The 21,977-nt window shown below is 41.5% G+C and carries 17 protein-coding genes and 3 tRNA genes; 5 read left to right on the plus strand and 15 right to left on the minus strand.

What is annotated here, in order from left to right:
* Positions 1–10: 10 nt before the first annotated feature.
* From EJ103_RS11390 to EJ103_RS11400, 3 genes are all read right to left on the minus strand, one after another.
* A tRNA-His gene (locus EJ103_RS11390) sits at positions 11–86 on the minus strand.
* 24 nt (positions 87–110) lie between these two features.
* Positions 111–187 (minus strand) — tRNA-Arg (locus EJ103_RS11395).
* 54 nt (positions 188–241) lie between these two features.
* Positions 242–318: transfer RNA gene (locus EJ103_RS11400), tRNA-Pro, on the minus strand.
* Between the two features lie 341 nt (positions 319–659).
* On the opposite strand from EJ103_RS11400, the gene folD reads away from it, so the two are divergent.
* Positions 660–1,514, plus strand: coding sequence for a bifunctional methylenetetrahydrofolate dehydrogenase/methenyltetrahydrofolate cyclohydrolase FolD (gene folD, locus EJ103_RS11405; RefSeq protein WP_029772557.1), 855 nt, complete (start codon positions 660–662; stop codon positions 1,512–1,514).
* Positions 1,515–1,586: 72 nt separating this feature from the next.
* Here the strand turns inward: folD and cysS are convergent, their stop codons facing one another.
* A complete protein-coding gene (gene cysS, locus EJ103_RS11410; protein WP_096041402.1) occupies positions 1,587–2,966 on the minus strand; it encodes a cysteine--tRNA ligase in 1,380 nt (459 codons plus the stop codon).
* A gap of 396 nt (positions 2,967–3,362) precedes the next feature.
* Here cysS and EJ103_RS11415 point away from each other — a divergent pair, with 396 nt between their 5' ends.
* The 3 genes from EJ103_RS11415 (at position 3,363) to EJ103_RS11425 (ending at position 5,530) form a co-directional block, all read left to right on the plus strand.
* On the plus strand, positions 3,363–3,854 hold the full coding sequence (locus EJ103_RS11415; protein WP_024032242.1) for a peptidylprolyl isomerase: 492 nt from the start codon (positions 3,363–3,365) through the stop codon (positions 3,852–3,854).
* 85 nt (positions 3,855–3,939) lie between these two features.
* Complete coding sequence (locus EJ103_RS11420) at positions 3,940–4,677, plus strand: UDP-2,3-diacylglucosamine diphosphatase (protein WP_055253121.1); 738 nt, start codon at positions 3,940–3,942, stop codon at positions 4,675–4,677.
* A 52-nt stretch (positions 4,678–4,729) separates the two neighbouring features.
* A complete protein-coding gene (locus EJ103_RS11425; RefSeq protein WP_126007714.1) occupies positions 4,730–5,530 on the plus strand; it encodes a transporter substrate-binding domain-containing protein in 801 nt (266 codons plus the stop codon).
* 32 nt (positions 5,531–5,562) lie between these two features.
* Here the strand turns inward: EJ103_RS11425 and miaE are convergent, their stop codons facing one another.
* Positions 5,563–6,333 (minus strand): tRNA isopentenyl-2-thiomethyl-A-37 hydroxylase MiaE, encoded by a 771-nt coding sequence (gene miaE, locus EJ103_RS11430; RefSeq protein WP_004586888.1) that lies wholly within the window; start codon positions 6,331–6,333, stop codon positions 5,563–5,565.
* A 215-nt stretch (positions 6,334–6,548) separates the two neighbouring features.
* On the opposite strand from miaE, the gene EJ103_RS11435 reads away from it, so the two are divergent.
* A complete protein-coding gene (locus EJ103_RS11435) occupies positions 6,549–7,148 on the plus strand; it encodes a Yip1 family protein (RefSeq protein ID WP_004586887.1) in 600 nt (199 codons plus the stop codon).
* Positions 7,149–7,247: 99 nt separating this feature from the next.
* On the opposite strand, the gene purF is transcribed toward EJ103_RS11435, so the two are convergent.
* The 10 genes from purF to fabB all read right to left on the minus strand — a co-directional run bounded on the left by purF (position 7,248) and on the right by fabB (position 21,816).
* On the minus strand, positions 7,248–8,774 hold the full coding sequence (purF, locus tag EJ103_RS11440; protein WP_004586886.1) for an amidophosphoribosyltransferase: 1,527 nt from the start codon (positions 8,772–8,774) through the stop codon (positions 7,248–7,250).
* A gap of 18 nt (positions 8,775–8,792) precedes the next feature.
* Complete coding sequence (locus tag EJ103_RS11445; protein ID WP_004586885.1) at positions 8,793–9,287, minus strand: CvpA family protein; 495 nt, start codon at positions 9,285–9,287, stop codon at positions 8,793–8,795.
* A gap of 171 nt (positions 9,288–9,458) precedes the next feature.
* A complete protein-coding gene (locus EJ103_RS11450) occupies positions 9,459–10,094 on the minus strand; it encodes an SPOR domain-containing protein (RefSeq protein WP_126007716.1) in 636 nt (211 codons plus the stop codon).
* Between the two features lie 11 nt (positions 10,095–10,105).
* Positions 10,106–11,371 (minus strand): bifunctional tetrahydrofolate synthase/dihydrofolate synthase, encoded by a 1,266-nt coding sequence (folC, locus tag EJ103_RS11455; protein WP_126007718.1) that lies wholly within the window; start codon positions 11,369–11,371, stop codon positions 10,106–10,108.
* A 25-nt stretch (positions 11,372–11,396) separates the two neighbouring features.
* Entirely contained in the window at positions 11,397–12,272 is an 876-nt protein-coding gene (gene accD / locus EJ103_RS11460; protein WP_024032247.1) for an acetyl-CoA carboxylase, carboxyltransferase subunit beta, read from the minus strand.
* A 140-nt stretch (positions 12,273–12,412) separates the two neighbouring features.
* Positions 12,413–13,207: a tRNA pseudouridine(38-40) synthase TruA gene (truA, locus tag EJ103_RS11465; protein WP_126007720.1), complete on the minus strand. Its 795-nt coding sequence runs from the start codon at positions 13,205–13,207 to the stop codon at positions 12,413–12,415.
* 270 nt (positions 13,208–13,477) lie between these two features.
* The gene (locus EJ103_RS11470; protein WP_126007722.1) at positions 13,478–17,953 is read right to left on the minus strand and encodes a FimV/HubP family polar landmark protein; all 4,476 of its coding nucleotides are present in this window, start codon (positions 17,951–17,953) and stop codon (positions 13,478–13,480) included.
* 352 nt (positions 17,954–18,305) lie between these two features.
* Positions 18,306–19,322, minus strand: coding sequence for an aspartate-semialdehyde dehydrogenase (locus tag EJ103_RS11480; RefSeq protein WP_004588395.1), 1,017 nt, complete (start codon positions 19,320–19,322; stop codon positions 18,306–18,308).
* Between the two features lie 45 nt (positions 19,323–19,367).
* Positions 19,368–20,489 (minus strand): 4-phosphoerythronate dehydrogenase, encoded by a 1,122-nt coding sequence (locus tag EJ103_RS11485; RefSeq protein ID WP_126007724.1) that lies wholly within the window; start codon positions 20,487–20,489, stop codon positions 19,368–19,370.
* Positions 20,490–20,601: 112 nt separating this feature from the next.
* The gene (fabB, locus tag EJ103_RS11490; protein ID WP_004588393.1) at positions 20,602–21,816 is read right to left on the minus strand and encodes a beta-ketoacyl-ACP synthase I; all 1,215 of its coding nucleotides are present in this window, start codon (positions 21,814–21,816) and stop codon (positions 20,602–20,604) included.
* Positions 21,817–21,977 lie beyond the last annotated feature (161 nt).

Genomic DNA, 21,977 nt, shown 5'->3' on the forward strand with positions numbered 1-21,977 from the left:
CGAAGTAAATTGGGGTGACTGATGGGGCTCGAACCCACGACAACCGGAATCACAATCCGGGGCTCTACCAACTGAGCTACAATCACCACGGTATTTACTTTGTTTTCAAATGGCGCACCCGGAAGGATTCGAACCTTCGACCAACGCCTTAGAAGGGCGTTGCTCTATCCAGCTGAGCTACGGGCGCATCGAAAACTTCATAGTTTGCCTGTAAGCTATTCTATTATAAAAATAAAAGAAGTGGTCGGCGATGCAGGATTTGAACCTGCGACCCCTTGGACCCAAACCAAGTGCGCTACCAAACTGCGCTAATCGCCGATGCTTACGATTGCCTGCGAGTGACCTCGTTGACAACGGGGTGCATAATAGTGATTTGCCTGGGAGAGGTCAAACGTTTTTTGCATAAAATAAATCAATCGGTCATTTTTAGTTCATAATGGTTAAATATTGCAAAACTAAGCTGAAATTTAGACGCTTTTTTTGAAAACACCTGTTTATAACCTAAAAGCAACTTGGCGCTTCGGGCCTTTTCTGCGAAAATAGCCTGCATATTAAAAAAGCATTAATAAAATTAATTTTTTGCATATACCCCTCTTTATATGCAGATGCTTTTAAAATATAAGTATCGAAGTTTATTTAACCCCAATTAAAGGTCCCCCATGACGGCAAACATCATTGATGGTAAGGCAATCGCAAAACAAGTACGTAGTGCAGTGGCTGAGCGCGTAAGCGAACGCGTTGCAAACGGTTTACGTGCACCCGGTTTAGCAGTAGTACTGGTAGGGCTTGACCCTGCAAGCCAAGTTTACGTTGGCTCTAAGCGTAAAGCGTGTGAAGAAGTAGGATTTATTTCAAAGTCATTTGATTTACCTGCGCAAACCAGCGAAGAAGAACTACTAGCATTAATTGATGAGCTAAATAATGATGGCGAAGTAGATGGTATTTTGGTGCAACTACCGCTACCTGAAGGCCTAGATGCAGAAAAGATTTTAGAACGTATTACACCACATAAAGATGTAGACGGTTTTCACCCTTACAATATTGGCCGCTTAGCGCAACGTATGCCGGCGCTGCGCCCATGTACACCCAAAGGGATTATTACCTTATTAGATTCAACGGGCGTGCGTTACAAAGGGATGCATGCGGTAGTTGTTGGTGCTTCTAATATTGTTGGTCGCCCTATGTCGCTTGAGTTATTACTTGCCGGTTGTACTACAACGGTATGTCACAAATTTACACAAGACTTAGAAACCCATGTGCGCCGCGCAGACTTATTAGTCGTGGCCGTAGGTAAACCTGAATTTATACCAGGTGAGTGGGTAAAAGAAGGTGCAATTGTGATTGATGTAGGTATTAACCGTTTAGATACAGGCAAGTTAGTGGGCGATGTTCAGTACAGTGTTGCAGAGCAAAAAGCTGATTTTATTACCCCTGTACCGGGTGGCGTTGGCCCAATGACTGTAGCAAGTTTAATTGAAAACACCCTCGAAGCATGTGAAAAATACCACAGTTAATTTAATGCCTTAGCATTAAAAAAGGGTTGCCAACTGGCAACCCTTTTTAGTTTAAAAGCTACTTTAACGCATTTACGCTTTACGCCACGTTGTTTTACCTGCTGAGTCTTCAAGCACAACACCGAGTGCATTAAGTGCATCACGTGCTTCATCAGCAGCGGCCCAATCTTTGTTTGCGCGCGCTTCATTACGTTTTACAATCAGCGCTTCGATAGTGGCCACTTCATCATCATCTTGTCCGCCTTGCAAAAACGATTCAGGTGCTTGCTGGGCAACACCAAGCACTTCGCCTATGCTGCGTAGCACAAATGCTAATTGCCCTGCTTGCTGTGTATCGGTGTCTTTAACACGGTTTAGCTCTTTAGCCAGTTCAAATAAAACCGGTAACGCCTCTGGTGTATTAAAATCATCATTCATGGCTTTTCTAAATTTAGCCACGTACTCATTATTTTCAATATCGCACGTAATTGGCTCAACACCGCGAAGTGCTGTGTAAATACGTTCAAGCGATGAACGTGCTTGATCTAAATTCTCTTGCGAGTAATTTAGCTGGCTACGGTAATGCCCTGATATTAAAAAGTAACGAACTGATTCAGCGTCATATGTTTTTAATACCTCACGCACAGTAAAAAAGTTGTCTAATGATTTAGACATTTTTTCTTTATTTACTTGTACCATGCCTGTGTGGATCCACGTATTTACATACTTGCCATTGTTTGCACAGCATGATTGCGCAATTTCGTTTTCGTGATGCGGGAACTGTAAATCAGAGCCGCCACCGTGAATATCAAAATGCTCACCTAAATGCTTTGAGCTCATTGCTGAACATTCTATATGCCAACCTGGACGCCCTTCTCCCCAAGGAGATGACCATGAAGGTTCGCCTGCTTTTGCTTTTTTCCACAATACAAAATCAAGCGGATCGTCTTTGTCTTGTGCAACCTCTACGCGAGAGCCTGCTTGGAGCATACTTAAATCTTGCTGCGATAGTGCGCCGTACTGCTCAAACGTAGAAACATCAAAAAGCACGTCGCCGTCGTTTGCTACGTACGCATGGCCTTTTGCAATTAAGCGCTCAACCATTTCGATAATTTCATCCATATGGTTTGTAACCGTAGGTTCAATATCTGGGCGCAACATGTTTAGGCTATCAAAGTCTTCGTGCATGGCTTGGGTCATACGCAAAGTTAGGTCATTAATTGACTCGCCATTTTCGTTTGCGCGTTTAATTATTTTATCATCTACGTCGGTAATATTACGTACGTATTTTAAGTCGTAACCAAGGTGGCGAAGGTAGCGGACAATAACATCAAACCCGACAAATGTACGCGCATGACCGATATGACAAAAATCATAAATGGTGATACCACACACGTACATGTCGATTTTGCCTTCGACCATAGGTTTAAACTGCTCTTTTTGTCGCGTGAGTGTGTTGTATATTTGTACCATTTACTTTTAGTCCTTGACTGTTTGCTGAGTTGGCTATGTTAACACTTGAAAAGCCCCCGCTCTAGCGCTTTTTATACCCAAACCTCTTCAATACGCATGTTTAAGCTGGAATTAAAACCAATTTAGGCAAGGCCTTGATTGTATGTAATAGAGGTTCTGTTGTTAAAATTAATAACACTGTAAAAATCAGTTTTAACCCCCCTGTTCATTGCTTAATAGGCTCTTGTTCTGTGCATGGTTATATATTGAGAGAAAATACCACCTCGATATCAACCCCCTGTAAAACGCACAAGTATATACCTTGGGCAGCTTTGGATATATTGAACAAGCACTTTGTTTATCTTAGTTAACTAAGATAAAATAGCGCGACTAATTAAACCAGATATAGGAAACCACATGGTTGTTCTACACACTAATTTTGGTGACATCACCATTAAAATGTTTGAGCAAGAAGCTCCAAACACAGTTAAAAACTTTTTAGAGTACGCAAACTCAGGTTTTTACAACGGCACTATTTTTCACCGCGTAATTGACGGCTTTATGGTGCAAGGCGGTGGGTTTGTACCTGGTATGGAACAAAAAGACGTTAACGACCCAATTCAAAACGAAGCAAATAATGGCTTATCTAATAAAGTAGGTACATTAGCAATGGCGCGTACACCTGATCCACATTCAGCAACAGCCCAATTTTTTATTAACGTTAACGACAACGACTTTTTAAACCACAGCAGCGAAACTTCGCAAGGCTGGGGTTACTGTGTATTTGCTGAAGTAGTTGAAGGCATGGACGTAGTAAATAAAATTAAAGGTGTAGCAACAGGCAGCGCTGGTTTTCACCAAGACGTACCGCTTGAAAATGTAATCATCGAAAACGTTACTGTAAGCTAAACGTTTACTCATATACTGAGTAATTAAGCGGGCATGGTACATTATGTATGCGCCCGCTTTTTATTTAACCTAACTAGATGCCTCTATGACTTCTCAAACCTACTTTATTGCAGACTTACACCTAAGTGAAAACCGCCCAGATATTAGCGAGGCTTTTTATCGCTTTATAAATACGCACATTATTGGTAAGCCAGTAGATGCACTGTATATTTTAGGTGATTTTTTTGAAGTATGGGTTGGGGATGACTACGTAACAGAATTGGCTAGTGAGGTAGCAAAGCATTTAAAAGCCGTTAAAGATGGCGGAACACCAGTGTACTTTATACACGGTAATCGCGATTTTATTATGCGTGAGCAATACGCTAAACGCGCAGGTATGGTATTGCTAAACGAGCAAACGGTTATTGATTTATATGGCACTCCCACTGTTATTTTGCACGGTGATGAAATGTGTACTCAAGATATTGAGTATCAAAAGTTTCGTAAAAAAAGTCGCGGTTGGTGGTGGCCTAAATTAATGTTAGCAATGCCACTATGGTACAGAAAAAAAATTGCTCGCAATGCCAGAGAAAAAAGCAAATTAAGCCAAGCCGACAAACCCATAGAAATTTTAGACGTAGTAGATGACGCCGTACTAGCGATGTTTGCCAAGTATAATGTAAGCAACATGATACACGGCCACACCCACCGCCCTAACGTACACACTTACACTGTAGGTAAGCAAACACTAACACGCACTGTGCTTGGTGATTGGTATACTCAAGGCTCATATTTAGTGGTTACTCCACAAGGTCAAAAACTCATTAATACGCCCTTCGCATAATTTCAAATCCTGACTATTATTTAAGTACTTTTTGGTAATAGGATAAGGATATATGTATAAAGCTATTTATTGTTTGGTGCTTTGTTGCATTTTTTCCAAAGGGTATGCCTCAGAAAATTGGCAACTCGTCGCCGAAAACTCCCCACCCTATATTGGTGAGCGCTTAACTGATAACGGCTGGGTTACTGCCTTAACTAAAGCGGCCTTAGCTAATCAAAATATTAATAACGACATTGAGTTTACCAGCTGGAACAGAGCGCTGGAGCTTACCAAAATAAATAAAAAAGATGCAATTTTAGGCGCTTTTTATACAAAGTCGCGTACTGATCTTTTTTATTATTCGCGCCCACTTGCTAACGTATACGTTGGACTATTTAAGCTCAAAGACAGACAAATAAACTATGACGGCAGTATGGACTCTTTACAGCCATACAGTATTTGTAAAGGCATTGGCTACGCAGTAAGTGAAGTTTTTTCTGAAAGTAATGGCCTTGCCGTAACCTCCACTCGCGGGTTAATTAACAGTTTATATATGCTTCAAAAAGGACGAATAGACTTAGTAGCAGGCACTAAAGAAGTGGGTGAATACTGGTTAAAAAACACCGAAAAGCTTAATGAACCCGGCGCGCCACAAGTTGAATATATTTCGCCCGATTTAGAGCATCATCAACTGCATGTTATGTTTCCAAAGTCTGACCCTGATGCAAAACAAAAAAGAGACGCGCTTGAACAAGGCTTTTCTACTATTTTATACAATGGCACCGCAAAAGAGCTATTAGTAAAACATGGCTTTTCTCAAAGCACGGCGCTTGAGCTCATAGACTTTATAGAAAGAAGTAGCACACCTAACTAGCCGGTGTGCTTGAAGAGCTAAATAGCACCACTTTAGTTAGTAACGAGTGCAGGTGCGCCACTGTGAAATTTAAAGTCTTCATCAGGGCTAGTGATCAAATCAGCCTCAATTTTACCAAAAAAGTCGACTCGCTCAGTAATATCAAAATCAGCAATTTCTTGTGCCAGTGTTAAGTAATCTTGATAATGGCGCGCCTCAGAGCGAAGCAATGAAATATAAAAATCGCCTAAGCGTTTATCAACATGTGGAGCAAGTGCAGCAAAACGCTCACATGAGCGAGCCTCAATATAAGCACCTACAATTAGTTTATCGACTAATGCATTAGGCTCAAACGTTTTAACGTTACGTAGCATCCCTTTAGCGTAACGACACGGTGTAATGCTTCTGTACTCTACCCCATACTCGTCCATTATTTCGAGCACTTGATAAAAGTGATGTAATTCTTCTTTTATTAGCATCACCATTTTATCTATTAAATCTTGCCCGTAAGGTGAGTTAGACTTTGGGATAATAGATTTTGTAAGTTTATTTTTAGCCGCTAAATCACGCCAATTACCTTCACGTTTATAAATAAGTGTTTCAAAGGGCTTTAGCCATTCGAGTAATGCATCGCTGCTGTCTTTATCTACCGCGTACTTACGAATTAAAAACATTGCACTTTGCGCTGCTTTTAACTCACAAATTAAGTGATCGATTAAAATAATCGATAAATTTTCTTTTTTTACTGCCTCAATAACCCATTCATTTGGGGTTTCGCACAATAAAAAATTATTAATAGGGGCTAAAAGTTCGCTATGTGGCACAGGGCTGCTCGTTACTTCAAATAATAAAAAGCCATTTTAACACGAAAAATAACGAAGAATAAAACGAGCTAAAACAACCTCTTTAAAATGTTAATAAGCAGTTAACTTGACTTTGTATATGAACTACACCATAAATATAGATACTGTATAAAAAACAAACTAACTAAAACTAAATTATAACCAACAGTAATACGTTCCTTTTATGGAGTACCGCTATGATACTGAACCACCTGTGGGGCATTTATGCTCATCCACTCGAAGAATGGCAAACAATAGATAACCGCCACGAAAGCCTGACTTATAGCCTGTCGCATATTTTACTTATTGCATTATTTCCATCGATTATGGGGTATTACTCATCGGTGTATCTAGGCTGGAGTATTGGTGCGGGCAACCCAGTATTTTTAACACATGAAAGCGCACTGCTAATTGCCGTGGCTATGTATGGTGCGTTAATAGCCGGTGTGTTTGCACTGGCCTATTTAGCCCATTGGATGGCCGTTACATTTGGTGCTAAACCTACCTTTACACAAACGCTTGAACTTGCCGCTTATACTGCTACACCCGTGTTTATGTCGGCCTTAGCCGCTTTTTTACCTGAGCTGTGGTTTGTTGTTTGCGTAGGTATGATTGCCCTAGCCTACTCGGTGTACTTGCTTTATACAGGCGTGCCAATACTAATGCATATTCCACAAGAGCGCGGCTTTATTTATGCCAGCTCTGTTGTCACCTGCGGGCTAATTTTATTGGTAATAATTTTAGCTGTAACCGCAATACTTTGGACTAACGGCATTGTGAGTCCAATGTTTACCTAATCAACCACGTTGTTTGATATGAAGTGTTCCCTTTCTTTCCTTCGCAAAAAAGGAGCTAATTAGCTCCTTTTTTTATGTCTGATTATGTTTAATCACACATTAATCAGCTTCGTTGGCATCTTGATTGTGTATTTCAAGGCCTGATGACATGGCGTTTTCGCGGTTACTTTTAGCCGAGTCGTTACGCAATTGATCAATATGGTTTAAGTAATCTTGATCGATATCACCGGTAATGTATTGCCCATCAAATACAGAGGTTTCAAACTTAGTAATTTCTGGGTTTTCTTGGCTTACAGCGGCAATTAAATCGTTTAGCGATTGAAAAATTAAGCCATCAGCACTGATGCTTTGGTTAATGTCTTCAACTTCGCGGCCATGCGCAATAAGCTCTGCGGCAGATGGCATATCAATACCATACACATTAGGAAAACGAATTTCTGGTGCTGCTGAGGCAAAATACACATTTTTTGCTCCGGCTTCACGGGCCATTTCTACAATTTGCGCCGAGGTTGTACCGCGTACAATTGAATCATCAACCAGTAAAACGTTTTTACCTTTAAACTCACGGTCAATCGCATTTAGCTTTTGACGCACTGACTTTTTACGCATTTCTTGGCCAGGCATGATAAATGTACGACCAATATAACGGTTTTTAACAAAGCCTTGGCGGTAAGGTAAATCAAGCATGCGGGCAATTTCTAACGCCACATCGCATGAGGTTTCAGGAATTGGGATAACAACATCAATGTCTTTATCGCTCCACTCACGCGCAATTTTTTCACCCAGTTTAGTACCCATGTTTACACGCGTTGCGTAAACCGACATACGATCGATGGTTGAATCAGGGCGAGCAAAATAAACAAACTCAAAAATACACGGCGCATAAGAGGCTTTTTCAGCACAACTTTGTGAATGAAATTGGCCATCTTCAGTTACGTAAATCGCTTCACCTGGTGCAACGTCACGCACAAATTCAAAGCCGTCGGGCTTTAAAGCGACGCTTTCTGAGGCAAACATGTACTCAGTGCCTTTAGGGGTTTCACGCTTACCAAATACCAAAGGACGGATACCATTAGGGTCACGAAATGCTAAAACACCGTGGCCAATAATCATCGCAATAGCGGCGTAGCCACCGGTTACTTTGTTGTTTACTTCGGTTACTGCAGTGAAGATGTCTTCAGCGTCTAAATGCAATTTGTCAGACTTACTTAGCTCATGCGCCATGATATTAAGTAGTATTTCTGAGTCAGACGTTGTATTAACGTGACGACGCGCTTCTGAGAACAGTTGCTGCTTTAGAGTTTCAGCATTGGTTAAATTACCATTGTGCGCAAGCGCAATACCAAATGGTGAATTAACATAAAACGGCTGCGCTTCAGATGAACTTGACGAGCCAGCAGTAGGGTAACGTACGTGGCCAATACCAATTGTGCCTTGTAGTCGTTTCATATGGCGGGTGTGAAACACATCCTTTACTAGGCCATTTGCTTTGCGCAAGCTAAACGTATTGTTTTCAATGGTAATGATGCCCGCGGCATCTTGACCTCGGTGCTGCAAAACAGTTAAGCCATCATAAATCGCCTGATTAACAGGAGATGTTCCGACTATCCCAACGATACCACACATGTAATTTATCCTCGCCGATTAACGGTTTACTGAATTTAAAAAGCTCGAGTTGTTTTCTAGGTACGAAAAGAACCATTCAACAACAAAGCCAAATTCTGGAATCAAAATAGAATTGCCCCACCAGTGCGTGTTTGGTGCACCAGTAAAAGCATCAAGAAAGAAGAGTAACGCGCTCACGACCAACACGCCTCGTAACGCACCAAAAACAATGCCGAAAACACGATCGGTGCCAGATAAACCAGTACGTTGTACAAGCTCACCTAAAATGTAGTTTAGTAAACCGCCTAACAGTAGCGTCGCAAAGAAGAGTATGGCAATGGCCGCCGCATTTCTTAAAAGGGGTTCAGAAATACTTGTTAGGAAGGAAGCTAAATATTGGTAAAACAAACTAGAGATGATAAATGCGCAAGCCCATACTGCTAATGACATAGCTTCTTTAACAAAGCCGCGTATTAAACCGATGATGGTAGACAGTGCAATGATGCCAAGAATGGCGTAATCAACCCAGATCATATTAACCAATTAGTCGCTATTTTGGGGCGCATTCTATACCCAAACCTCGTTAATATGCAAGTTAAAGCGGGAGATAACCAGCAACTAGCACGTACAAAAACTTATCACTTTAACGGCTATTTTTAGCCCTTAAAAACAAAAAAAGCCTTACTATAGTAAGGCCTTTTAAAATCAATTAGAGACGCTGTATTGAGTGACTTTGCCGTTTAACTTAGTAAGCGCTTTAAGCTCGGGTAACTTTTTGGTCAGCTCCGCCTTATCAAGCGAGGGACCAACAAACACTTTAGTCAATGTGCCATTTGGCGTTTTAATTGGTTTTGTAAACGTTTTAAAGCCTTTCGCTTTAAGCTTAGCTTGTAAGGCCTTAACATTGGCGGCATGGGAAAAACTACCTAGCTGAATTACATAGGCCATGTCAGTGAGGTTTTCTTCACTTTTACGTGGCGCAATAGGTTTTGCTTTTACCGGCTCTGGCGCTTTCGCTACAGGCTCTGGCGCAGTCTGAGGCTCTATGCTTGCTTCGACTATTTCAGGCTCTGCTGCGTATTGGCTTTCTTTGCTTGTTAGCACATCGTCATCGGCAGCTATGTCTTCAATTTGCTCTTGTTTTAAAGGCTCAGCCTGCGCTACTTTTTCATCTATAGACTCTTGAAGGTCAATAGTTTTAAACTCAGAGCGTTCAGGGATAGCTTTAAAGCCCTCTTTGTAGTGGACCTTTTCGCCATCGAGTATATTAGGAATAAACACAATTGCTGCGATCACCACAATACTGGTTCCGACTAAACGATTTATAAAACCTGAGTTCACCGACTTTCTCTCTATTTTTTAAAGTAGTTTATAGCATCTGCAACAGTAAAAAATGACCCAAACACAATTAAAAGCGTATCACTTTGCTGTGTAGGCATAATTACATTAAGTGCTTCGTGCACACTATTATAGCGTTTATGCGTGCCTGTATGAGGTATAGTTTGCAACGCCGCGGCCATATTTTCAACGTTATCGCCACGAGGTATGTGCAAGCTAGTAAGAGACCAGTGATCAATTACATGGCTTACCTCTTTAAGTACACCCGCTTTATCTTTATCAGCAAGCATAGCGACTAATGCATGAATTTTAAAGCCTTTATCTTTATAGCTTGCAAGCTTTAGTGCTAAATAACGAGCAGATTCGGGGTTGTGAGCCACATCGGTAAACACTAAAGGTGAAGTGCTTAACTGCTCAAAGCGCCCCTCAACAACTAAGTTAGCTAAACAATGCTTAATTACCTCATCACTTGGCAATAGATTTAGCACAGCTAAGGTTGTTAAGGCCGTTGCTGCATTTTGTGCTGGGATCGCTGGCTTATCTAACAGCAAATTATAATTTTTATATTGCCATGTAAAATGCGCTTCGTGCTCTTTGAATATAAAATCAGTACCGGATATAACCATGCCTGCTTTAATCTCAGCACCGTAATCGGTCATTGTATGTGGTATGTTTAAATCACCAATAATAGCTGGCGTGTTTTGACGAAATATACCTGCTTTATCATAAGCAACTAACTCTCTTGTATCGCCTAGGTATTCTTTATGATCTAAATCTATGGTGGTGATCACGCTTGCATAAGGTGTAACAATATTGGTGGCATCAAAGCGCCCGCCCAAACCAACCTCAAGCAGCACATAATCAACTTCAAAGCGTTTAAAAATAGCCAGCGCACCTAGGGTGCCATATTCGAAATACGTAAGCGCCGTGCTAGCGCGACCTTGCTCTAGCGTGTTAAAGGCATCAACATGGTATTGATCATCGAGCTCTTGGCCATTTATGCGCACACGCTCGTTGTATCTAATTAAATGAGGAGAGGCATACGTACCTACGCTGTAACCTTGCGCAAGTAATAGCGATTCTAAACAGCGTGCAGTTGTGCCTTTGCCGTTTGTGCCGCCAATAAGAATAATTTTGCTGGAAGTGTTTAATAAGCCAATGTTATTTGCAACAGTAGCAACGCGTTCGAGTCCCATTTCAATATTTGCAGGGTGAACACTCTCTAAATAACAAAGCCAATCATCAAGGCTTGATGATTGGCTAGGAATTGTATTTGTCATAGCGTGTAATCAGTAAAGCTGAAATTTACGCTACTCTATGCTCTTGTTCGGTAGAAGGCAAGTTCATAAATTTAGCAAGTACGCGTGCTAATGTGTCGCGCATTTCACGACGGTCAATAATCATATCAATTGCACCGTGCTCTAATAAGAACTCACTGCGTTGAAAACCTTCTGGCAAGGTTTCACGTACTGTTTGCTCAATTACGCGCGGACCCGCAAAGCCAATTAAAGCTTTTGGTTCAGCTACGTTAATATCACCTAACATCGCTAATGATGCAGATACGCCACCCATGGTTGGGTCGGTCATTACTGATATAAACGGCAGGCCTTTTTCACTCATTTTAGCAAGCGCAGCGCTGGTTTTAGCCATTTGCATTAGCGACATAAGCGCTTCTTGCATACGTGCACCACCTGAGGCAGAAAAACACACTAATGGCATGTTGTGCTCTAAACATTGGTCTACGGCATCAACAAAACGTGCGCCTACTACCGAAGCCATTGAACCACCCATAAATGAGAATTCAAAAGCAACCGCAGCAACAGGAATACCTTTTAAGCGGCCCTTCATTGCTACTAACGCGTCTTTTTCGCCACTTGATTTTTGGGCTGCGCTAATGCGGTCTGAGTATTTTTTAGAGTCTTTAAACTTTAATACATCCTTAGGCTCGTGCTCAGTGCCAAGCTCCGTGCGGTCACCTTCATCTAAAAAGTGCTCTAAACGTTTTCGGCCGCTCACACGCATGTGATGGTCGCATTTAGGACATACGTTTAATGATTTTTCTAGTTCAGCTTTATATAAAATTGAATCGCAAGCTGTACATTTAGCCCAAACGCCTTCTGGAATTTCTTTACGACCTGACGACTTAGTCGTTTTAGGTAAGATTTTTTCTAACCAACTCATTTGCAACTCTCTTAATGCTGTTCTGTGTCGCGAGTCTGCTAATAAGTAGCAGACAGATTTTTTCAATTAAAACATGAATTACACAAACACGGTATAAAAAACTGGTCTTAGTAGTTAGATAAACGCTTATAAATTCAACACTAACATTCCGAGTCAGGTAAAAATAATGGCCCTAGTGGGGTTTTAGGAATATTAAAGTGTTCTGGGTAATCTACATCTACTAAATAAAGACCCGCGGCTTTAGCCGTGGCACTGGCTTTAGCACGCTCTTTTAAATCTAATAGCTCTTTTAACCATACAGGTTGGTGCTTGTGTAGGCCTATATCCATTAAACAGCCGGTAATATTACGCACCATATGGTGTAAAAAAGCGTTCGCTTTAATATCAATAATAACGTAATCGCTCTGGCGTTGTACCGATAAATGATGAATAGTTCTGTTTGCTGTATTAGCTTGGCAATGCAGCGCTCTAAAAGAGGTAAAGTCGTGCTCGCCAATTAAGTACTGACACGCCTCTTGCATTTTTGTTTCATCAAGTGGGTGATGAAAGTGCGTAACGCCTTCATTCATAACTGCGCCTCTATAAGCGTAATTATAAATAACATAACGATAACGACGCGCTGTTGCGCTAAAGCGTGCATGAAAGTCTTCACTAACAGGTTGTGCAAAACGAATCGCTATATCTTTAGGGAGTAACGTGTTCATTCCCATAGTAAATGCAACCATCTCACGGGGAGCATGGGTTTCAAAGTGTACAACTTGACCAGTGCCATGTACACCTGCATCTGTGCGGCCCGCACACACTATTTCAACCGGATGATTACAAATGCTCGACAACGCTTTTTCTACTTCTTGTTGTACGCTATTTACATGAGACTGACGTTGCCACCCACTGTAACGTGCGCCGTTGTATTCAACTCCAAGTGCTACTCGCATAATTACTGCTTTACCTACTGTGCTAATGAACGGGGCATTTTATGCTATCTCGCGGTGCAATAAAAGTAACCTCGTCTATTTATAGTTATTCGCAAAATTAAGTAATTTATTTTACCCCAATAAAACACAGCGATAAGTTAGTGAGCTTTTAACGTCCTGGGTTTAATAAACGTCTAAAACTAATTAAGTGCTTTTATAGGTTAGAGTTATTCGTACCTATAAAAAAACCGCATTAACAAAGCTAATGCGGTTTTTATAATCATGAATGCTCTAGTTAAGTTTAGCTTTTAAACTTTGCGCTTCTTCTTGCACATCTTCAGGGCCACTTTCAATAACATCTTCAATCACTTTAAGGGCTGAGTCAAAGTCGTCAATTTCAATGTATGCTCTTGCCAAATCAAGCTTGGCAGAATAACCACCGCTTTCTAAGTCAACATCTGTTGGGTTATCGCCTGCAAGTAACGAATCAAAGTCACTTAAGCCTACGTCCATATTAACCTCGTCATAGGGTTCGTGCTCAAGTACTGAGTCATCGCTTTGCTCAAGTAGCGCATCAATATCAACAAAGTCATCGGTTGTAGCCTGCTGATCACTTTGCGAAGGCTCTTCTTGCACCGCTTTCGCTTCAACTTCAGTGTCTAAGTCTTCGTTTAATAGGCTATCAAAGTCGACATCAAATTCGCTGCTATCTTCTAAATTTAACTCATCCGGTTCACCTAACTCACTAAGCAACGCATCAAAATCGGTTTGCGTTAAGTCAGCCATAAATTCATCGTCTAGCTGCTCGTCAGGAATAACGTCTTCATTAGTTTGATCATCAGCAGCCTGTGTTAGCTCGGCTTCTAATTGCGAATTTGTTATTTCATCTTCAACGTCTTCTGAAAGTGCTTGTTCTAAAATTGCATCGTCAAAATCAGGCTGTTCCTGTGCACTATCCGTTGCTTGCGCTTCACCTAGAGGTTCCTCTTGCGGTAAAGGCGCATCAAGCTCATCGTCAATCAGCGGCTCGCCATCTAGGTCGGCTTCTAACGCATCAACACCAGTGTTACCAGCAAGTGCATTTGCTAAGTCTTGCTCAGCTTGGCTTGGCGCCATACCGCTTGCTTGTCCATCAAGTTCATCACCTTGTAACTCTTGCGGACTATATGATTGCTGATCATCTAAATCAATTTCGTCATCGTTATCAAGCTCTAACTCAGGGTACTCGTCAAGCTCTTCACTTGGAGTTACTTGCTCATCTAATAAAGCATTGAGCTCGTCGTCTAGCTCATCAACGCTTTGCAATAAATCATCATCGAAAACCCCTTCGTCTGCATCCGTATTTTCAGATAAATCTAGCTCGCTTTCATCATCAGTTAATTCATCTAGTGATGACGGCACTTGAGCGTGGTTATCATCTGCACCTATACCATCGGTATGCTTCGGCTCAAGTTCTGGCTCTGAAAAATCGTTATCAATGAGTAACTCATCATCAAAGTCGTCTTCTAAGCTATCTAATTCACTGCCTGAAAGTGCGTTTGCTAAGTCTTGTTCAGCTTGGCTTGGCTGCATGCCTGTTGCATCACCATCAAGCTCATCTCCCAATAACTCATCAGGAAGATATTGCTGTTGCTCTGTTACATCTAACGTCTCGGGCTTATCATCTGAAAAGTCTATATCATCACTAAGCGTATCATTTACAGCCTCATTTTCAGGTTGAGTATCTAAAAGCGGACTCGCTGGTGTTTCTTGTGAATCAAGCGGATCATCACCTAAATCAACCTCTACCTCTTCAATGTCATCATCAAGATCATCTAACGCCCAATCAGGGTTTTCAACATAGTCTTCGTCTGTAGCCTGCTGTAGCTCGTTGAGTAATTCATCAACACTTTTTAGGGTATCGTCAGTGTACTCTTCCTGTGCATCCTCTGGGTCGAGTAACGTTTCTGAACTATCTGTAAAGTCAGTGTTTTCAAGCAAGTCAGCATCAAGTTCTGGTTCTTCTACAAGCTCGGGTTCTTCTACAAGCTCGGGTTCTTCTTCAAGCTCTGGCTCATCTGCAAGCTCTGGCTCATCTGCAAGCTCTGGCTCTTCTACAAGCTCTGGTTCTTCTACAAGCTCAGGCTCTTCTACAAGCTCTGGTTCTTCTGCAAGCTCTGGCTCACCTTCAAGCTCTAGCTCACCTTCAAGCTCTAGCTCATCTGCAAGCTCGGGGTCTTCTACAAGCTCTGGCTCTTCTTCGAGCTCTGGTTCTTCTTTGAGCTCTGGTTCTTCGACAAGCTCAGGCTCTTCTGCAAGCTCAGGCTCTTCTGCAAGCTCAGGCTCTTCTGCAAGCTCAGGCTCTTCTGCAAGCTCAGGCTCCTCTTCAAGCACTGGTTCTTCTTCAAGCTCAGGCTCATCTACAAGCTCTGGTTCCTCGAGAAGCTCTGGCTCATCAATAAGTGAAGACGCTAATGTTTCAATATCATCTTCGTCAAAATCTTCCTGTGCATCAGCTAGATCTTCGACTGAATCAGCTAGTGCGCTATCAATATCTCGCTCAGTATTATTATCTGTTGCTACTTGATCGGCAGATGAATCTTCAACTTCATCAATTAAGCTGTCTATGTCGTCTAAATCAAAGTCATCGCTTTCTTCAACTAGCGCATCAGCAGGGGTTTCTTCGGTTGTATCGCCGGCTTCATCGATTAGGCTATCTATGTCGTCTAAATCAAAGTCATCGCTTTCTTCAACTAGCGCATCAGCAGGAGCTTCTTCGGTTGTATCGCCGGCTTCATCAATTAGGCTATCTATGTCGTCTAAATCAAAGTCATCGTTTTCTTCAACCAGCGCTTCCGTAGGTGTTTCATCAGGTGTACCGCCTGCTTCATCAATTAGACTGTCTATGTCGTCTAAATCAAAGTCATCGCTTTCTTCAACTAGCGCATCAGCAGGGGTTTCATCAGGTGTATCGCCTGAGTCATCAATTAAGCTGTCTATGTCGTCTAAATCAAAGTCATCGCTCTCTTCAACTAGCGCATCAGCAGGGGCTTCATCAGGTGTATCGCCCGCTTCATCAATTAAGCTGTCTATATCGTCTAAATCAAAGTCATCGCTTTCTTCAACTAGCGCAGCATCAGCAGGGGTTTCTTCGGTTGTATCGCCGGCTTCATCAATTAGGCTATCTATGTCATCTAAATCAAAGTCATCGCTTTCTTCAACCAGCGCAGCATCGGTAGGTGTTTCTTCGGTTGTACCGCCGGCTTCATCAATTAAGCTGTCTATGTCGTCTAAATCAAAGTCATCGTCTTTTGGTGATTCTTTATCAGCTTGTTGATCTAATAATTCATCAATATCAAAGTCATCATCCTCTTCTTGGGCTAGCTCTTCGCTTAAGGCGGCCAACTCATCATTACTTTCTAAGCTGCTATCCTCGGTAGGTTGCTCAACCTCAGGCAAGTCAATTTCAGGCAGGCTATCGTCCTCGTCAAATAAATCGTCTAGGTCGTCACTGCTTAAAATATCGTCCGAATCTTTTGTATCATCTAAATCAAGGTCAATTTCATCATCTTGTTTTTCATCTACAGGTTCATCAAAGCCCTGCTGCATGAAAACGTCTAACTCGTCCCCTTCACTGCCTTCGTCATCAAAAACAATATCATCACTTAATAGGCTTTCTAATTCGTCTTGATCGAGCAAGTTTTCTGAATCAGAAAATTCATCGTCTAACGCATCATCGAGAGAATCATCAAATGCAATATCATCTTCTGGCAAAATATCGCTGCTATGATTGTCATCTAGTTGAATATCTAAATCATCAAGAGGGTCAGGAATGATTGGATCGTCTAACGCATCATTACTTTGCGGCTCGTCTTCGGTAAAGCTGGGCGTTTGTGGCAGAAAATCATCGTCATCTTGAGTTTCTTCGTCTTTGTTGGCGCGCTTTCGTAAAAACATCACCACAGCAAAAATAATTAATAACGCAGGAATGGTCATTAATAAAATAAGCACAAGTGGGTTAGACATTAAAGCGCCTAGGTCAAAAGGTTCTTCTTTTGGTACTTCTTGCACTTTTTGTTGAGCTATTATTTCGTTTTGTTTTTCTATTAGCTCTTTTAGCTGTTTTTGAATTTCGCTGTCTTGACCTAGCTGTTCTTTTACATTGGCGAGCTCTTTTGAAATACCCGACAATTGTTTTTTGAGATTATTATTCTCAGCTAATATTTCTTCTACATTATTAACCGAGCTTTTAAATTGCTGCTGCAGCTCAACAAGCTTATTACCTTGCTGCGTTTTTATTTCATTTAATTCTTTTTGGATTTCTTTTTTAGCGTCGTCAACATCGGCTTTACGAGCTTGTGTTACTTTAGTTTGCGCGGCGTTAATTTCACTGGTGGTTAGTGTGCCATTTTTCTTTTTTTCCCACAGCGCGTCATCTTGCTCTGAGCGTTGTTTAGCAAGCTGTGGATTTACGCGTCTAATTTCCGCTAAAGTGGGTATTTTTAAATATGCACCACTTTGCATGTGGTTTAGGTTTTGTTCTAAAAAAGAATTAGGGTTTTTGTTATACAAGGCTTGCATAACTTGGTAAATACTAACTGAGTTATCTGGGCGTACTTTGGCAGCAATACGCCATAGTGTATCGGTTGGCTTTATAGGCCCTATTGATCGCCCTTGCGCACCATAGTCAGCGCCTTTTGGCCCCTTTAATTGGGTGCTGTCTTGAGAGTAAATTGGAGTTACTACCAATGCAGACGCTAATATAATAAGTGAAGCTAAACCGCGCATGCTGATCCTTTAATGTGTAAATGTTAAATGCTTTGCTATTTATTTAGCTGCTCAACATTAATTATTCTTGCCGTAACCAGCCAAATAGCTGATCTACATTTGTTATTACAATCTATTTTTATTGCAAGCTCTATTCCAGTTACAAACTATAAACCAGTTGCGGCCTAATATCCATTGCAACGCTTTGAAAATAAATACCTTAAAACTTTATTCTTAATACTATTTTATCGTGATAGATCAAGGCGTTTAGTTTAGTAGCAACGCTAAGCGGCAATAATTTGGCTCCCTTAAATACAAAAGCGGCAAACTATAAAAGTTTGCCGCTTAATTTACACGCAATGTTAGCGGGTATTTATAAGTAGTTAGCGATTAACTCTTCCGCTATTTGCACACTATTAGTGGCAGCCCCTTTGCGGGTGTTATCACTTACAACCCACATATTTAAACCATGAGGGTGCGAAATATCAGCGCGTAAGCGGCCTACGTAAACTGTATCATTACCACTGGCATCTGAAACCGCGGTTGGGTAATCGCCCTCATCTTCAATAAGCTCGACTCCTGGGGCATCATTTAAAAGCTGTTTAACGTGCTCAAAGTCATACGGCATGCGTGTTTCAATGTTGATTGACTCAGAGTGGCCAAAAAATACAGGTACACGTACACAGGTTGGGTTAACAGCAATAGTGGTATCACCCAAAATTTTATGCGTCTCGTTTACCATTTTCATTTCTTCGCGCGTGTAGCCGTTATCTTCAAAGGTATCTATTTGAGGAATAACGTTAAATGCAATTTGCTTAGGAAAAATTTCGTTTTCCATTGGGCGAGCATTCATTAAATTAGCTGTTTGCTTTGCTAATTCATCTACGGCTTCTTTGCCTGCACCAGATACAGCTTGGTAGGTAGATACATTAATGCGGTCAATACCGTAGGCGTCGTAAATTGGTTTAAGCGCTAGCATCATTTGAATAGTAGAGCAGTTAGGGTTTGCAATAATATTGCGATTTCTAAAGTCTTCAAGGCTGGCTGCATTAACTTCTGGTACCACTAGCGGTACTTCAAAGTCATTTCTAAAATGTGAGGTGTTATCAATTACAACACAGCCCGCATCGGCTGCAATTGGCGCGTATTTTTCTGATACACTGCCACCAGCTGAAAACAAACCTATGTGTGCTTGGCTAAAGTCAAAGCCTTCTACGTCTTGCACTTCAATGGTTTCACCACGAAACTTTATGTCTTCACCTGCGCTGCGGCTACTGGCTAGTAAAAAAAGTTGGTCTACCGGAAATTTACGATCTTCCAGGGTTTCAATAATTTGACGACCTACTAAGCCTGTAGCGCCAAGTACAGCAACGTTATATTTTTGCGACATATTTTATCCTCTTTAAGCAGTGTTAAAACAACACTACTAGTTAAATTAGTTTGCGGTGTTAAAGCCAAGCTGAGCGAGTGCATCTGTATGCTGTGCACTCCCTTTTACCGTTAAAGTGCTAAACTCACGCCTGACTGGGTAGTTTTTACGTAAACTATCAAACCCGTCTTTTGCTAAGTTGCGCAGCAAAATGCCATCATCACGGCGTACGTCGTAAATTAAATGCACTAAACGCGCAATATCAGCCTCAGTAAAGCTGCTTTGCAAACTTAGGCTTGTAACAGCAGGTTGTGGTAAAAAATCAGCAAGAGATTTTTCTGCGGTTACGCCTTTTAATTTACACAATGCTTGGTACAGCATTTGTGTGCCGCGGGCTTTTCCTTCAAGGGTATGACCGGCAATGTGCACGCTGGCATAGCGCACATGATCAAGCAATGGAATTAAAATGTTAGGCTCGTTTTCCCAAACATCCAAAACCAAATCTAAGTCTGCCCCTTGCTCCATAACCGATAACAAAGCTTGATTATCAATTACTTCTCCACGGCTCGCATTTATAACTGCTAACCCAGGCTTTAACGCTTTAAGGCGTTTTTCATCAATTAGATGATGCGTTTTGTGCTCACCGGTTTTAATCAGCGGTACATGAAAGGTAACCGCATCTACGCGCTCAAGTAGTTCGTCAAGCTCAACATGCTCGGCTAATAAGCCCTGCTCATGTTTAATTGGGTCACATAATAAAACATCAACATTAAGTGCTTTTAGTTTTTGTGATAAACAGCTGCCAATGTTACCCACCCCAACAATACCTATTGTTTGACCACATAAAGGGGCTGCGTTTTCTTGGCTTAAGGCAAACAAGCTACTTATTACGTACTCAGCCACCGCAATTGCATTGCAGCCAGGGGCACTACTAAAGGCAATGCCTTTATCGTTTAGTAACTGTGTATCTATATGATCAACACCAATAGTGGCGGTACCTACAAAGCTTAATTTATTAGCGTGGGCAAGCAAGTCACTGTTTACTTTAGTAACCGAACGCGTAAGTAATACATCAACACCAATTAACGCATCGGGTGTTAAGTTTCGTCCATCAAAGCGCGTTACCTCACCAAAGTCTGCAAAATACTGCTCAACTAAAGGCATGTTTTGATCGGCAAGAATCTTCATTGGGGAGTCCGTATGGCAAAATAAGGCGCTATTGTAACGAACAACCGAGCCATTACACAAACTAAAAAGCCGAGCAATGCTCGGCTTTTAATCACTATAAAGAGAAAACGAATTAACCTTTATATTTGCTCATAACTAATGTGGCGTTTGTACCACCAAAGCCAAAGCTATTAGACATAACAGTATTAAGCTGTGCATCACGGCGCTCAGTTACAATGTTAAGGCCTTGTGCTTGCTCATCTAGCTCATCTACGTTAATAGATGGCGCTACAAAGTCGTTTTCCATCATTAAAATTGAGAAAATAGCTTCGTGAACACCCGCAGCACCTAGTGCGTGACCCGTTAATGATTTAGTCGCACTAATAAGCGGCGAGTTACCACCAAATACTTCTTGAATGGCGCCTAGCTCTTTAACATCCCCTACTGGCGTAGATGTACCGTGCGTGTTTAAATAATCAATTGGTGTATCAACGCCTTGCATTGCTTGGCGCATACAGCGTACTGCGCCTTCACCTGAAGGTGCTACCATGTCGTAGCCATCAGATGTAGCACCGTAGCCTACAATTTCTGCGTAAATATGTGCGCCACGAGCAAGTGCATGCTCAAGCTCTTCTACTACAACAATACCGCCACCAGCAGAAATAACAAAACCATCGCGGTTTGCATCGTACGTACGAGATGCTTTTTCTGGTGTTTCATTATATTTGGTAGATAACGCGCCCATTGCGTCAAATTCCATTGCAAGGGTCCAGTGGAGCTCTTCACCACCACCGGCAAAAATAACATCTTGCTTGCCTAATTGAATTTGCTCAACAGCGTGGCCAATACAATGTGCAGATGTTGCACACGCAGAGCTTATAGAATAGTTAACGCCTTTAATTTTAAATGGCGTTGCTAAACAAGCCGATGTCGTACTTGCCATCGTACGCGGAACCATATAAGGACCTACACGCTTTACGCCTTTTTCGCGCAAAATATCGGCCGCTTCTACTTGCCACTTTGAAGAGCCACCACCAGAGCCAACTAATAAACCCGTGCGCTCATTAGATACTTGCTCATCAGATAAGCCAGCATCTTCAATTGCTTGCTTCATAGAAATATAAGAGTAAGCAGCAGCATCACCCATAAAGCGCATTGCTTTACGGTCTACGTGTTCTTTAACATCAATATCAATTTTGCCCGATACATTACTACGTAAGTTGTAATCGGCAAATTCTTGGTTAAAAGCAATACCGCTTTTGCCCGCTTTTAGTGACTCTAATACTTCTTGTTTGTTATTACCGATGCTTGATACAACACCGATACCCGTAATTACGGCTCTTCTCATGGGTAATTCCCTTAGCTTGATACTAAATTACTGTGTATTTTACGCTGTTTTTAGGTGTTAAGTGGTCAGCTTTCTAGCGTACACCTGTACTCTGAATTTAATAGCTTATAAATAACGCCAGACTATTTCAAAGAAAACCCGTAAAATAATTAAAAAATACT

This window comes from Pseudoalteromonas sp. Xi13, assembly GCF_003952205.1.
In the GTDB taxonomy this organism is placed as follows: Bacteria; Pseudomonadota; Gammaproteobacteria; order Enterobacterales; family Alteromonadaceae; genus Pseudoalteromonas; species Pseudoalteromonas atlantica.

Coding starts and splice junctions, on each gene's coding strand:
- folD (WP_029772557.1), top strand. CDS start 660: ATGACGGCAAACATCATTGATGGTAAGGCAATCGCAAAACAAGTACGT.
- cysS (WP_096041402.1), bottom strand. CDS start 2,966: ATGGTACAAATATACAACACACTCACGCGACAAAAAGAGCAGTTTAAA.
- EJ103_RS11415 (WP_024032242.1), top strand. CDS start 3,363: ATGGTTGTTCTACACACTAATTTTGGTGACATCACCATTAAAATGTTT.
- EJ103_RS11420 (WP_055253121.1), top strand. CDS start 3,940: ATGACTTCTCAAACCTACTTTATTGCAGACTTACACCTAAGTGAAAAC.
- EJ103_RS11425 (WP_126007714.1), top strand. CDS start 4,730: ATGTATAAAGCTATTTATTGTTTGGTGCTTTGTTGCATTTTTTCCAAA.
- EJ103_RS11435 (WP_004586887.1), top strand. CDS start 6,549: ATGATACTGAACCACCTGTGGGGCATTTATGCTCATCCACTCGAAGAA.
- purF (WP_004586886.1), bottom strand. CDS start 8,774: ATGTGTGGTATCGTTGGGATAGTCGGAACATCTCCTGTTAATCAGGCG.
- EJ103_RS11445 (WP_004586885.1), bottom strand. CDS start 9,287: ATGATCTGGGTTGATTACGCCATTCTTGGCATCATTGCACTGTCTACC.
- folC (WP_126007718.1), bottom strand. CDS start 11,371: ATGACAAATACAATTCCTAGCCAATCATCAAGCCTTGATGATTGGCTT.
- accD (WP_024032247.1), bottom strand. CDS start 12,272: ATGAGTTGGTTAGAAAAAATCTTACCTAAAACGACTAAGTCGTCAGGT.
- truA (WP_126007720.1), bottom strand. CDS start 13,207: ATGCGAGTAGCACTTGGAGTTGAATACAACGGCGCACGTTACAGTGGG.
- EJ103_RS11470 (WP_126007722.1), bottom strand. CDS start 17,953: ATGCGCGGTTTAGCTTCACTTATTATATTAGCGTCTGCATTGGTAGTA.
- EJ103_RS11480 (WP_004588395.1), bottom strand. CDS start 19,322: ATGTCGCAAAAATATAACGTTGCTGTACTTGGCGCTACAGGCTTAGTA.
- EJ103_RS11485 (WP_126007724.1), bottom strand. CDS start 20,489: ATGAAGATTCTTGCCGATCAAAACATGCCTTTAGTTGAGCAGTATTTT.
- fabB (WP_004588393.1), bottom strand. CDS start 21,816: ATGAGAAGAGCCGTAATTACGGGTATCGGTGTTGTATCAAGCATCGGT.